This window comes from Adonisia turfae CCMR0081, from assembly GCF_011009555.1.
GTDB classification, from domain to species: Bacteria; Cyanobacteriota; Cyanobacteriia; order Phormidesmidales; family Phormidesmidaceae; genus Leptothoe; species Leptothoe turfae.
In genome coordinates this window covers 221,862-234,978 of record NZ_QXHD01000004.1, presented here as the reverse complement: position 1 = coordinate 234,978, position 13,117 = coordinate 221,862, and the positions used below count along the sequence as shown (strand labels likewise).

Here is a 13,117-nt window from a genome sequence, read left to right as displayed (position 1 = left end):
AATTCTTACGCTCGCTAGAGTGAGGGGGCGTTCTGATCTTCATTCTTACGTTGCGGGATTTACTGTATGCATACCGTTCTGGAATCGATTGCAACGGCTAATCCGCCTTTTCGACTGTCCCAAGCTGACTCGCTGACGTTTATGTCCCAGCTAGAGGGCCTTTCACCACCGGTACGTGCTCGCCTTAAAAAAATCTATGCGAAATCTGGCATCGACTGCCGCTATACCTGTATTCAAGATTATTTAACAGCACCTCCTAATTTCAGTTTTTACCCAGATAACTGGCACCTTACTCCACTTCCAAGCACTGCAGTTCGTAATCAGCTCTACCAAAGCTATGCACCAAAGATTGCCGAATCAGCAGCTTCCCAAGCTATTCAGCAGGCAAGGTTAAATCCCACGTCAATAACCCATCTGATCATCATCAGTTGTACTGGCTTTTCAGCGCCAGGGCTGGATGTGCAATTGATTCAGCAGTTAGGCCTGCGGGCAGATGTTGATCGCACCATCATTGGATTTATGGGCTGCTATGCCGCATTTAATGGGCTGAAGACAGCCCATGCTATCTGTCAGAGTGATCCCCATGCTCGTGTGCTATTGGTTTGTGTTGAACTGTGCACCTTGCATTTCCAGCCAGACGATTCTCTAGAAAGTGTGGTGATTAATGCCCTCTTTGGCGATGGTGCAGCAGCAGCGATTATATCGGCGCAGTCAGATACTGAAGCGGTTGGTAAGCTGGCCTATGTCGATGGCTATAGCCTATTAACCAATGACACCCTAGAGCTGATGAGTTGGACCATAGGAAACACAGGATTTTTGATGACTCTGTCCCCTCAGGTATCTCAGGCGATTGCTCGGTATCTACCGGCGTATCTCACAACGTTGTTAGATCGAAATAACCTGACAGAATCAGCCATCGACTTTTGGGCCGTTCATCCGGGTGGGCGACTGATTCTTGACCAGGTACATGATTTACTACAGCTGGCTGAAGGGACTCTTCAGTCTTCCTATGAGGTATTACGACAATACGGCAACATGAGCTCTGGCACCATCTTATTTGTATTGAAACAGATTCTGTCACAGCAGACTAATTTGAAAAATGGGATTGCCATGGCCTTTGGTCCTGGTTTAACTATTGAGGGGTGTCTCTTTCAACAGGTGGGTGCATGACAATGATTTCTTTTGAAACCCGTACCGATGAAGACGAGTTAATGGATGATTTTTCCATTACGGACAGTCGTTTGACAACGGCCCTTGAACAGCTGCGATTCGTGAATCGATTTTTAGGCGGTTATGGTACCACCATGGCTGTGCTTGCTCCCTGGCTTAAAGCGGCGAACAAGTCATCGGCTGCACCTATTCGCATTTTGGATTTAGGCACGGGCATTGCTGATTTTCCTGAGTATATTGTGCGCTGGGCTGATCAACAGAATCCTGCTGTTGATCTAGAAATTGTTGCCATTGATGCAAATCCTGTCACTGTTGAGTACGCTAACCAAGCTTTGGCAAAAAGATTGCCGGATGCTTTAAAAAACAGAATTCGAGTTGAAGTGGCAGATGCCTTGAATTTACCTTACGATGATGATGAATTTGATGTTGCTATGGGTGCAATGTTTTTGCATCACTTTGCTGAAGAAAGAGCAACGAAGATTGTCAAGGCGATGCAGCGGGTTTCCCGTGGTGGTGTGCTGATCAATGACTTGCATCGTCATCCCCTGGCCTACTTTGGTATTTATACATTGACTCGACTATTTCAGGCATCGGAGATGATGCAAAATGATGGCCCGATTTCGGTGTTGCGCGGCTTTCGTGCCCAGGAATTAGACGTGATCGCTCAAAAGGCTGAACTGCCAGCATTCACAGTCCGTTGGTATTGGCCGTTCCGTTGGTTATTGACGACGCTCAAGGTTTAGCGAGCATGATCTATGACGTTATTGTTGTTGGGGCGGGGCTGGCGGGCTGTAGTGCCGCTATTCAATTAGCTCAAGCTGGCTGGCAGGTATTGCTATTAGAGCAGCAACGCTATCCTGCCCACAAGCTCTGTGGTGAATTTTTGTCGGTTGAAGTGATTGCCAATTTTGCCCGTCTTGGGGTTTTAGAGGCGGTGCAACAGATTGGAGCGCATCCCATACATCGGGCATTGGTGACCACAGCAGCTGGGGCCAATTTTGCACAGGACTTACCTGGCACAGCCCTTGGATTAAGTCGATTTCAGCTAGATTCAATATTGTTTAGGCGTGCTGCTGCTGTGGGGGCAATCTGTTGCGATCGCACAACGGTCCGTCAAATCGAAGGGAACTTAGACACTGGTTTTTCTGTGCGTACCACCCAAGGTACCTTTCAATCTCGGGCCGTACTGGCTGCCTATGGTAAGCGTTCGACCTTAGACACCCAGCTAGATCGCCCCTTTACCCATCGGCCATCCCCCTGGGTTGCATTTAAAGCCCACTGCACCGGGTTAGACCTACCTGGAACCATTGAACTCCACGCCTTCCCTGGAGGGTACTGCGGTCTCTCTGCCATCGAGACAGGACAAATTAACCTTTGTTGGATTGGCCATCGCAAAATTCTCCAAGATGCTGACGATCCAAACCTGCCTGATGTGCTTCACGCTAACCCTGTTTTACATGAGCGACTGAGCCATTTGAGCTATGGCCATGCTCAAAAACATCGTCTACGTCAGATCTCCTTTGCCCTCAAAGGTAATTTTGACGGCGACATTTGTATGCTCGGCGATACGGCAGGCATGATTACCCCCCTGTGTGGCGATGGCATGGCCATGGCGTTACGCACGGCTGAATTAGCTACCCCACTGGTGGACACTTTCTTAAAAAGAGAGTTAACAGCTGTTCACTTCAAACAACAATATCAAACCCTTTGGCGGCGAGAGTTTCAGAGCCGTTTGCAGTTAGGGCGTATGCTCCATGCCGGTTTTATTCAACCTCAGCTAGCGCACATCAGCGTTGGCCTGTGCCAGATGTTTCCTACCATGGCTGCATGGGTGATTCGCAATACTCGGGGGGCTACCAGTGAAGAACAGCCGACTATGCAAATCGTAGGATAGCTAACAGCGAGAGTTTTTATTGTCGAATTTTAAGTGTTTGACATAACAGTAGATGGGGGGACTGAGTAGACTATTGATTTTTCTACCGACGCAGTATGCTAAATAAATGTTAACAATATCAAGCACAAGGAACGAAAACGATGGCGATTAAAGTGGGTGACGCGGCTCCAGACTTTACATTGCAGTCCCAAGCAGGAGCGTCGGTAACGCTATCTAGTTTTCAAGGGCAAAAAGCTGTGGTGCTGTACTTTTATCCAAAAGATGACACCCCCGGCTGCACTACAGAGTCCTGTACATTTCGCGATAGTTTCCAAGATTTTCAAGACCTGGGAGCGGAGGTGATTGGCATTAGCAGTGATTCACCAGACTCCCATCAAAAGTTTGCTAGCAAGTACAGTCTCCCCTTTACCCTCGTTAGTGACACTGGCTCGAAGGTCCGTTCTGCTTACGGTGTACCGGCTACTTTAGGGCTGCTACCGGGGCGCGTTACCTACGTGATTGATAAAACTGGGACCGTGCGTCATCTGTTCAATTCCCAGTTCAACCCTAAAAAGCATGTTGACGAAGCCCTGACCGTGTTGAAAGGCCTCAGCTAGCAGACTGTTGGTCGAGCATGTTGCTACTGGGCAATTTGTTGGGTCATCCATGCAATGATAGCCGGTGACCGAGCAGTGAAGGTGATGACATATTCTTGCTTGGTTGCACCCTGCTGCTGCACCTTGGCATAGATGTCAGTTTCTCGAACTTCTGTAGGGGCTGATGGCGTCTGTAGGATAAGTTTGATATTGGTCAGCAGGCTCAGGGGTTCAGTGTCTTCAATGTGCAATAGGGCAGTTTTGGCAGACAGTTTGTAGAGCTTACCAACGTGATGTTGTGCGCCAACTTGTTTGCCTTCTAAGGCAACGTATTCGACTGCAATGGGTGCGCGCAGAGGCTCCAGGTGAAATGTTTCTGTCGTTAGGGATAGGTTGTAGAGGTCACCGCCAATGCCGGTCACATCGTAAATGGTGATGGGACGCTTAATCCCTTTGGGATAGACTTCAACCTTGCTTTGGGTGGCCAGACGATGTTTGTTGATCTGGTCAATTTCTTGGTGGGTGTCTTCAGAAATAAAGATTTGGCCCCCTGTGGTGTAGGACTCAATGCGAAAGGTGAGGTTGACGGCACTACCAATGACGCTGTATTTGGTACGCTTTTCAGAGCCAATATTGCCGACTACGACGTGACCGGTGTTAATGCCGATGCCCATTTCCTGTTCAGGAAATCCTTTGGCCCGCATAGCGGCATTGACTTGAACCATGGCTTGTTGCATTGCGATCGCACATGCTACGGCCCGATCCGGATGGTTATCATTGGCCACAATATTGGGGGCTCCAAAGATCACTAAGATGCCGTCCCCCATAAACTCATCAATGATGCCCTTGTAATCATTGATAACTTCCGACATGTAGCCCAAATACAAATTCAAAATTTTGACAACTTGTTCTGGGGGTAGCTGTTCCGATAACGCTGTAAAGCCCCGCAGGTCGGAGGTGAGAATTGTGATCTTACGGGTTTCTCCCCCCAGTTTGAGATTGTCAGGGTTTTCCAACAGATTGGCAACGATTTGGTCGCTCAGATACCGGCTAAACGTGCGGCGAATCTGACTAGCACTGCGGGCCAAATAAGTGTTTACCCCAGAGGCTGCTCCAATTAATGCCATGAGCGGTGGCATCACCGGTACCCACCAACCTGCCAACATCAGAGCATAGGCCCCAAGAATCAGAATAGAGACAATGGCTACCAGCAGAACCATTTGTCTTAGCAGTGTTCGTTTGCCTGGATTCCGCTGCACCCAGGTTACCGTAGCCCCCAGAGCGGCCCATATAAAAATCCAGAGAATTTCCAACGGTTCTGGCCAGGTGCGAATCAAAACTCGACCCTCTAAGGCGGCACTAATAATTTGACTGGTCAGGTTGGCATGGATTTCCACACCGGCCATGGTTTTCGGCAGGGCCAGCATTTTGCTGCTGTGGGGTACAAAGAATCGATCTTTAAGGCTTTCGGCAACAGAACCAATGAGTATCACCCGATCCTTTGCCCAATCGTCGGGCAACTCATTATTGAGCACGTCCCTCAGGGGAACCGTTTCAATCAGCTCGCTGCCACCGCGATAGTTAATTAGGGTTTGATACCCACCTGCGTCGGCTCGCACATAGCCACCATCATTCTTTTCTAAAGGGCGAAAGACTGCGCCATTAAGCTGCCAAAACTCTGTGTCACCGACGGGTTCAGGCCCAATGCCTTCAGCATTTAAATAAAGCAAAGCCAGATATAGGGCAAAGCTCGGGGCCTGATCTCCCTCGGGTGTGGTCACCATCAACAATCCGCGCCGAATGGTGTTGTCGTTGTCAACAATGCCGTCATTGATGCCGATTTGCCCCAATGCTTCCAGGGTTGGGGCCGCATCAATCACATCTCGATCGGCGTTGTCTCCTAAGATTGTGCGAATACCGACCAGATTAGGGGTGTTACGAAAAACCTGATCCAGCTCGGCATGACCTGGCTCTACCGGGACATCCCGAATAATATCCAACCCAATGGCTCTAGGTTCTTGTTGAGCCAGTTTGGTAATCACCTCCGCATAAACGGCATCGGAGAGAATGGCCTGCCCCTGTTCCCGAATATCTTGTTCGTCGATGCCAACAATGGCGATGCGCGGATCTGTTTCCTCAGGTCGCCACTGTAGATACTGATCGTATGTACGCCATTCTAAAGGCTGCAATATACCGACAGCTCTAATTAGAACTACAAGTAAAGTTACAGTCGGCGCGGCAATGGCCACCCCTCGCCATTGCCACCAGAGCTTTTTCAGGTTCATTAGTCAGCGCTGCGATTGATGCCTTCTAGCAGTCGCTGTAGGTTACCAGAGTCACCACTATTCGGCATAGCCGTAGGTGTGGGTACATCAATGACCGGCTCATCCTGGCCCAAAATGGGTTTCTCTGCTATGGCAGCAAGATCCACTGATGTGAGAAGTTCAGTCCAGGCATTGGGGTTTTGGGGATGCATGGCGGCGGCTAAGGCAATGGTCTCTTGCCATGCGCCTGCAGCTGCGTAAAGTTCGGCCTGAGCTAGAGGATCGTTGGCCACAGCGTCCAGTTCTGCCAAGAAAGTTGGACTCGCATCCACACGCTGAATACCCCCGCCCAATAGCACATCGTCACCACGATCGTCTGGGTCACAAATCAAGGCAAAATCCCAGTAGTAAAGGAAGCCGGACTCAAATTTAGGTGTCACTCCGTCTGCCTGGTACCGAGGTAAGTCGATTTGAATGGTGCCAGGAGTGTCAGGAAGTTGAAGGGTCTGTTGATAAACGTCATCCCCTAGTTCATTAACAATTGTTAGCTCTACAGCGGCAGCACCGGTTTCTGGAATGTAGAACCAGAGAGCCATGGGGATATCGGTGTCGGCTCCAAATGTGGTTGCGATCGCATTGTGAGGTAGCAATGATGTTAGAGAAGGACGATTTTGTGGATCGAGACAAATTTGACCCCGGGTAGCCAGAGATGGACCCCGGGCAGGGGCCCCCCGATCACGAGTCTGGGGAAAGTTGAGGGCATAGCTGGGACTGGCGGCAGCCACCATGAGGGTGGCCAGCAAAGCTTGAATAAAACGCAAGCGAATAAACATGACGACTTCTTTTCTGACAACCTTAAATAAGCGGAAATTAATCAGTGTTTTTAACCATTTAACTGTTCTTACGATTAGCTACAGGGTTTTCAGAACTTGTTTCGGTAACTTTTGCGTAGACCAGTCGGGAAACTGTCTGTCAAAGGAGATGACAGAATCTCTAACTAAAATCTCTTCAGTAAACTGTTGTAATGGTGTCTGTACGTAGCTCAGGAGCTTAGTGCAGAGCCCATAAACAGTGATCACTAACTCAAAGGTACCCTGTAAATTCGCCAGGCACCCATGTCGTCGTTATGACACCTAAAACACCGCAGAAACCGTTAGTCGTCGTCTACTTCAAACGATACTTCAAGATCAACTGAGCGCTCATTGTCCCGAAGGCCAAAATACCGAGCCTCGATACCCATGATATCCGTGCCAGCATCCAGGGACACCAGGGAAGTAACCGAGCCTAGAGACAGTAGATCTCCGGGTCTTAATTCCACACCTTGGGTGAGTAGTGTGTCCCGCAACCACCGCACCGAATTAATCGGATGACCTAAGAGTGCCGAGCTCTCACCATCAACTAAAAATTGCCCCCGATCGTTGTTCAACACCACTCGAATATTGGCCAGCTGATCCAGGCCGCTATCTCCCGATTCAAGTTCAACTGGGTTTCCCATCACACCGTAGCGAGCCCCTACGTTCACAGCAACTAGAGCTCCAGCATTGACAACGGCATCCTCTTCATAAACCAAATCTGGTAGCTCTAGAAATGGAATGACAGCGTCTAACCCAGCCAGCAATTCTAAATCTGTGTCAGCCTGATTAATGTCGGCACTCCCCACACGCACCATCAGATCCCCTTCTGCTTGGGGGCGGCTGCCAAACTCCAGAGGGAGGGTAGCACCATCTTCAAGCAACATATTTTCTAGCAAAAAACCGTACAAAGGATGGCTAATCCCTAGCTGGGACTGCGCTTTAGTGTTAGTCAACGCCACCTTATAGCCGACTACAGAGCCTTCATCACCGGCATCGCCGATTAGACGCCGGACAAAACTGAGATGTATCGAATCAATTTGTCGCGATGATAAACCTTCCGTCAAAATCGGGGCTGGGTAGCCAGCTGAGTAATGTTGAAATAGTGAAACTGCCACTAAGTCGGTATAGCTTTGGGCCAAGCGCAGAGGCTGTAGAGTCTGAGGCAAGGGCTCTGCTGCATGGATTGCGGTTGCACCGCCAGCCATGAAAATACCAAGGCCAATACCCTTTAGCCAGCGCCAGTTTTTCATATTTCTTGCCCTTAGTGAACTGCGTAGAAGTGAGGTTGATTTGTTGCTTTGGATGGGTTTGAGTAGAGTTTCTTGCAAAGATAGCGGCTGTGACAGCTATTTCTTGAAGATTACCTACAATACAAAGCTTTTGCCACCATGGTACCCATAGGGGTGACGCCTAACTAACTGGCTTGACGCCCCTTGCCCTGTAGCTTTCCAATTGGTTGCTATGCCCTCTCCATTGCGTCTACCAATCCTCACAGGCATTTTGTTAATGTATATAAAGACATCTACGATCACTCCCATAGGCGATGGTTCGACCGTTATGTCCGTTGTCTTAGAGAAGTCATAACTTATGAAGGCGGTAGTTTTGAATGCGACCGTTCAGGCGGCCTCTGCGTCACCTGCGGTGACAAAAGAAAAGGCAAAGCAAATCACTCGGCAGCCGTATCCTAACTACAAAGTTATTGTGCTTAATGATGATTTCAATACGTTTCAGCATGTGGCGGAGACGTTAGTAAAATATATTCCCCACATGACGCCAGATCAGGCTTGGAAGCTGACGAATCAAGTGCACTACGAAGGGCAAGCGACTGTTTGGGTCGGTCCGCTGGAGCAGGCGGAGCTTTACCACAGTCAATTGATTCGAGCTGGCTTGACCATGGCCCCTTTGGAGAAAGCTTAGGCATGGGCTCTACCCACAGCACTAACCATGGGCGGGTTGTCCTCAACCACTCCACCCACATCCCTGGGCTGATTCCTATCCTGCAAAAGCTTTCCACCCATCCTCAAATTAAAACCTTAACTCCGGCTGTGATTACTTGCGGTCGCTCCAATGCACCAAAGTTTCGCTTAAAGTCATCGGTCCCGATTCGCGGTGGGTTTAAGCTGATTGCCCGCAAAGGCAAGTCGATTCAAGAAGTATTTGTGATTACCGATCTAAGCGCTGAGCAGTTAGCCGCAGCCATCGAGGCGGTAATTTAAGCGGTAATGGTAAGTTAAAGGGCGGTGTGAATCGTCAGGCGTCAATCGTGAACCCCAAAATGCAGGGTGGGCACTGCCTATCCCATACCGAACACCCTAATACTGACTATCAACAGGAAGGAAAAGCACGATTTGCGATCGCAAACGCCTTTTATCGTTCCTCCAGCCAAATAGGACGCGATTTAGCTGTACTGGCCGCCGCTATCTATCGTCAACAGCAGGGGCAATTGCGCGTCATTGATGCCATGACCGGCTGCGGTGTCCGCCCGCTACGCTACCATCTAGAAGCTGGGGCTGACTGGGTTTGGGCCAACGAAGGTAACCCTGAACTCAAAGCAGTACTGCGCAAAAACCTGCGCCATGGCATGGCACCTGAGGCTTACTGCATCACCCACCAGGATGCCAACCAGCTATTTTTTAGCTGTGCGCAAAAGCAAGACTATTACGACCTCATTGATATTGACAGCTTTGGTAGCCCCACACCATTTATCAATACGGCACTGTGGGCAATTAAGCTGGGGGGACTGCTCTATCTCACCAGTACCGATGGCCGTACGACCGGGGGCCATGCCCTGACGAAAAGTGTGCAGATCTATGGAGCCTGTGCTCGAAACCATCCTGCGGTGCACGAGCAAGGTCTGCGGCTGCTGATTGGTTGTGCGGCTCAGCAAGCGGCCTCTAGGGGTTTTCACATTGAGCCGGTGTTTTCTATTTTTAACGGTTTTATCCACCGAGTGATGGTGCGAGTTGTCACGGGCTCCTGGCAAGATGAACACTATGGGTTTTTAGCCTATTGCCATAGCTGTGGGCAGTTTCGTTCAGCCAACTGGCGACAGTTAGGCCAACTCAACTGTGGGGCCTGTGGGGCACCGCCTGTGGTCAGCGGCCCCATGTGGTTGGGACCGCTGCATGATGTGGACTATGTGGGCCAAATGGCCGTCTTAGCCACCCAATGGCATTGGCCCCAGCGGATTCAACGATGGTTGGCGGTGATGCTACAAGAAGCTGCGATGCCCCCCTACTACTATCCACTGGCGGAGATTGGTCGGCGAGGGCAGATGGATATTCCTGCTAGGGATCGATTGATTAGGGGAATTTGCGATCGCTCAACTGGTAACAATTATTGTGCTACTCGCACGCATCTTGATGCCCAAGCCATTAAGACCAATGCGCCATTAGCAGTGTGTTTGGACATTGCGAAACGCCTGCAAAATAAATAGGTATATCTCCCATGGCGTATGACGTGGGAGAACAAAAAATGCTATAGCATTTTTTGCAAAGCAGAGAGAAGTTTTGTATTTTTTACATCCTCTTCTAGCTGTTGAAATACTGAATCCATATCCACTTGACTGAGCTCTTCTTGGCCAAGCGGTGTGATCTGATAGATAGCTGGTTTCTCAGGCTCTGAAGTGTGTCTGAGCCAACCTTGGTTAACCAGGCGCTTAAGCGTGTTTAGCAAATCAGGAAACAAACCTAGCTGATAGTTAAACAACTGTGATAACGGATAGTATCGTTGGAAACGACTATTGGAGGCGATGAGAGCCACGAGTAGAAAGTTCAAGGCATCTGATTTATTATCTATGGTCTTTTGAATATCGGAGATATTAGATGTCATGTATTAAATCTGGTGTATAAAATGAAGCTCAACAAAATCCAAGTATTGTATACACCCTGATTCTTCTGATGGAAGGCGGTTTGCTCCTTTTAGGAGACATCTTAATGGAGATATTAGTTCCTCCAGAGAATAAAGGTATAGGGTTGCTAGCCAAGTCTTATGGGAGTAACTTATACAGATGTCTCGGCCTGTTTCAGGGTTTGGGCGTTAATCTTAAGTGGGTAATCGAAAAACATCAGCAAAAACAGCATCCGTTCCCACCCGTCGCGTTTCAGCCGGTCGATCGTACACCACCATTAGGCTGTCTTTATATCCCAAACAGGGAAACAAGGTCATGCCTTCAGCAAAATCACTACCCATCGTGAGGGGAATATCAAATAGAACTTCTAATTTGTCAGAATCTTTATGCCAGATGCAGTCATCACCATGGTTTAACACATCTTTGAGGCGAAAGATTTGTTGTTCTCCAGAGAGTGTCATGGTGGGGCCAGCCAAGATTAATAAATCACCATCGTGAAAATATAGATCCCGAACCCCCAGGCCATCTAGATCTAAAAAGTGTTTGTGATAGAGCTTGTCTGTCCCTAGACTTTTGAAAGAAAGCACACCTGGTTTCTTCTCCTGTAGTTCTAACTCTAAAATGATTGCCCAGCCCCTTAAAACAGGACCTCTTAAACCTAAAAATACCCTATGGCCAGCAACTGCCATGCCTTCAATGTCTAAGCCGTTGTCTTTGGAGGGTAAATCGATGTCTAAGAAAGGACCGATGTGTTCATCCTCTTTTAAGGCCTGAATTAAAATATTGTTTTCTTTTGTTTTTTGTAAGGCTGCAGCAGTGAGTTCAGTGCCGTCAGATAGCTCACACGATTTAACTAGCTTCCCTTTGATAACAGGGATACGGGCCAACAGGTATCGATTGATATCGTGCTTGATTTTTGCCAGACGCTGAATATCTTTTTGGGGGTCTTTCCCCTTGGCATTTTTACGTTTGCTACTGTGGGAGCCGATCACCCAAAGATAGCCTTCTGAATAACCTAGCGCTTCAATATCAATTTCTGATTCGTTATCAAATAACTCTACAAAGTCCCCGATCTGAAAGACTTGATGATCGCCATAGACACAGCTTTCTAAACGCTGTAGTCGTTCAACGGCTACACATTCATCTGACCCTACCCAGAGGCTGCCATCGGGAGTCATGGCGACGGCTGATAAATCAGCAATGACATTCTCCGCCTGCTCGCCAAACTGTAGTAAAACTCGACTTAGCAAAAAGCTGTCAGCCATAGAGGGTTGTGCTCCTTCAAGATCTGTTTGAGTATACTGTGGTCAACTTAAGTTTTTGAAGATTTGCAACTGCACCTCTGAGGCCAAGCGCTAAGGCATTAAATAGAGGGGCTAAATCTATCTTGTGGAGGAGTAAAAATCTGATTGTGTTAACTCTACAACAATATGATTTACTATCTAGGAATGCATTTATGCGTTAGTAAAAATCTCTTCTTGTTCGTTAAGCTATGGTAATTCCGACCCAGTACCCCGTCATGGTAATTGGAGGGGCAGAAGATAAGGTCGGTGAACGCAAGATATTGACGAACTTCTTTAATAGTGCCGGCGGGACTCAGGCCGTAATTGGCATTGTTCCCTGTGCCTCTCAGGAGCCCAGTGTCGTTGGCGATCGCTACCGCCGCATTTTCACTCAGCTAGGAGTCAAAGACGTTCATGTCCTTGATATTCGACGTCCCCGCGAGTGTGATGAAGACCGTTGGCTTGAGCTGCTAGATCGCTGTGCCGGTATCTTTTTGTCCGGTGGTGATCAGGTGCGCCTATTCAACTTTATTCAGGGTAGTAAGTTTATAACGACACTTAAGAAGCGCCTTAAAACTGGCACGTTAGTCGTGGCTGGAACCAGTGCGGGTGCTGCAGTGATGGGTGAAAAGATGATCTCGGGGGGCAGTAGTGGGGAATCACCCAACCGCTCACTGGTGGATTTGATGGATGGTTTGGGCATTATCCCTGAGCTTTTGGTGGATCAGCACTTTCATAACCGTAATCGCATGGCTCGGTTGTTGAGTGCGATCGCAGCTAATCCTGACCGACTAGGTATTGGCATTGACGAAGACACCTGTGCTGCTTTCAAAGGCGATGGCACCTTTCAAGTAATCGGCAAAGGCTCTGTCACCATCATTGATCCAAGGGAACTAACCCATACAAACTATCGTGACTCTGGTGACAATTCCCCGTTGAGCCTCCATGACTTAAGAGTCCATATCTTAAGTGAGGGCGACCAATACGACTGTAGGTGCCGATCAGTTTGTACACCTAATCTTGAAATGGTATCCAAGCTCTAGCGATTATCTGAAGCATGTTTGCTTAACGCCAAAATGGAGTGTTAGCAACCCGTTTAATAGCTTTAAAGATCAATAGATAATCTCCGATCTCATCTATTATTTCCGAAAATTGCATGTGAGAAATGCATAAATTGCATTATTTGTTTTTTAGTATGTCATGGACTTATAACAAAATGCATGTCTT

At 48.4% G+C, this 13,117-nt stretch carries 13 protein-coding genes; 8 read left to right on the top strand and 5 right to left on the bottom strand.

Going from position 1 to position 13,117, the window contains the following annotated elements:
• Positions 1-66 precede the first annotated feature (66 nt).
• The 4 genes from DXZ20_RS05250 (at position 67) to DXZ20_RS05235 (ending at position 3,660) form a co-directional block, all read left to right on the top strand.
• Positions 67-1,170 (top strand): type III polyketide synthase, encoded by a 1,104-nt coding sequence (locus tag DXZ20_RS05250; RefSeq protein ID WP_163696860.1) that lies wholly within the window; start codon positions 67-69, stop codon positions 1,168-1,170.
• Positions 1,167-1,913, top strand: a complete 747-nt coding sequence (locus tag DXZ20_RS05245; protein WP_163662202.1) for a methyltransferase domain-containing protein — start codon at positions 1,167-1,169, stop codon at positions 1,911-1,913. The genes DXZ20_RS05250 and DXZ20_RS05245 overlap by 4 nt, the downstream gene beginning before the upstream one ends.
• Positions 1,868-3,064: an NAD(P)/FAD-dependent oxidoreductase gene (locus DXZ20_RS05240; protein ID WP_250565637.1), complete on the top strand. Its 1,197-nt coding sequence runs from the start codon at positions 1,868-1,870 to the stop codon at positions 3,062-3,064. Before DXZ20_RS05245 ends, DXZ20_RS05240 begins: the two co-directional genes overlap by 46 nt.
• A gap of 140 nt (positions 3,065-3,204) precedes the next feature.
• Positions 3,205-3,660, top strand: a complete 456-nt coding sequence (locus tag DXZ20_RS05235; protein ID WP_163662201.1) for a peroxiredoxin — start codon at positions 3,205-3,207, stop codon at positions 3,658-3,660.
• A 23-nt stretch (positions 3,661-3,683) separates the two neighbouring features.
• On the opposite strand, the gene DXZ20_RS05230 is transcribed toward DXZ20_RS05235, so the two are convergent.
• From DXZ20_RS05230 to DXZ20_RS05220, 3 genes are all read right to left on the bottom strand, one after another.
• Positions 3,684-5,924: a CHASE2 domain-containing protein gene (locus tag DXZ20_RS05230; RefSeq protein WP_163696857.1), complete on the bottom strand. Its 2,241-nt coding sequence runs from the start codon at positions 5,922-5,924 to the stop codon at positions 3,684-3,686.
• Positions 5,924-6,736: a DUF928 domain-containing protein gene (locus tag DXZ20_RS05225; RefSeq protein WP_163696854.1), complete on the bottom strand. Its 813-nt coding sequence runs from the start codon at positions 6,734-6,736 to the stop codon at positions 5,924-5,926. The genes DXZ20_RS05230 and DXZ20_RS05225 overlap by 1 nt, the downstream gene beginning before the upstream one ends.
• A gap of 320 nt (positions 6,737-7,056) precedes the next feature.
• The gene (locus tag DXZ20_RS05220) at positions 7,057-8,007 is read right to left on the bottom strand and encodes a 2-keto-4-pentenoate hydratase (protein WP_163696853.1); all 951 of its coding nucleotides are present in this window, start codon (positions 8,005-8,007) and stop codon (positions 7,057-7,059) included.
• A 337-nt stretch (positions 8,008-8,344) separates the two neighbouring features.
• On the opposite strand from DXZ20_RS05220, the gene clpS reads away from it, so the two are divergent.
• From clpS to DXZ20_RS05205, 3 genes are read left to right on the top strand one after another with little or no spacing between them, the layout of a single operon-like run.
• Complete coding sequence (gene clpS, locus DXZ20_RS05215) at positions 8,345-8,674, top strand: ATP-dependent Clp protease adapter ClpS (protein WP_006516073.1); 330 nt, start codon at positions 8,345-8,347, stop codon at positions 8,672-8,674.
• Positions 8,675-8,676: 2 nt separating this feature from the next.
• Positions 8,677-8,973, top strand: a complete 297-nt coding sequence (locus DXZ20_RS05210; protein WP_163662197.1) for a DUF2103 domain-containing protein — start codon at positions 8,677-8,679, stop codon at positions 8,971-8,973.
• A gap of 59 nt (positions 8,974-9,032) precedes the next feature.
• On the top strand, positions 9,033-10,193 hold the full coding sequence (locus DXZ20_RS05205; RefSeq protein ID WP_163703409.1) for a class I SAM-dependent methyltransferase: 1,161 nt from the start codon (positions 9,033-9,035) through the stop codon (positions 10,191-10,193).
• Positions 10,194-10,234: 41 nt separating this feature from the next.
• Here the strand turns inward: DXZ20_RS05205 and DXZ20_RS05200 are convergent, their stop codons facing one another.
• Together DXZ20_RS05200 and DXZ20_RS05195 are read right to left on the bottom strand one after the other, a co-directional pair.
• On the bottom strand, positions 10,235-10,588 hold the full coding sequence (locus tag DXZ20_RS05200) for a hypothetical protein (RefSeq protein WP_163662195.1): 354 nt from the start codon (positions 10,586-10,588) through the stop codon (positions 10,235-10,237).
• A gap of 213 nt (positions 10,589-10,801) precedes the next feature.
• Positions 10,802-11,872, bottom strand: coding sequence for a DUF3616 domain-containing protein (locus DXZ20_RS05195; RefSeq protein WP_163696851.1), 1,071 nt, complete (start codon positions 11,870-11,872; stop codon positions 10,802-10,804).
• 227 nt (positions 11,873-12,099) lie between these two features.
• Here DXZ20_RS05195 and DXZ20_RS05190 point away from each other — a divergent pair, with 227 nt between their 5' ends.
• The gene (locus DXZ20_RS05190) at positions 12,100-12,933 is read left to right on the top strand and encodes a cyanophycinase (RefSeq protein WP_163696848.1); all 834 of its coding nucleotides are present in this window, start codon (positions 12,100-12,102) and stop codon (positions 12,931-12,933) included.
• Positions 12,934-13,117: the final 184 nt, after the last annotated feature.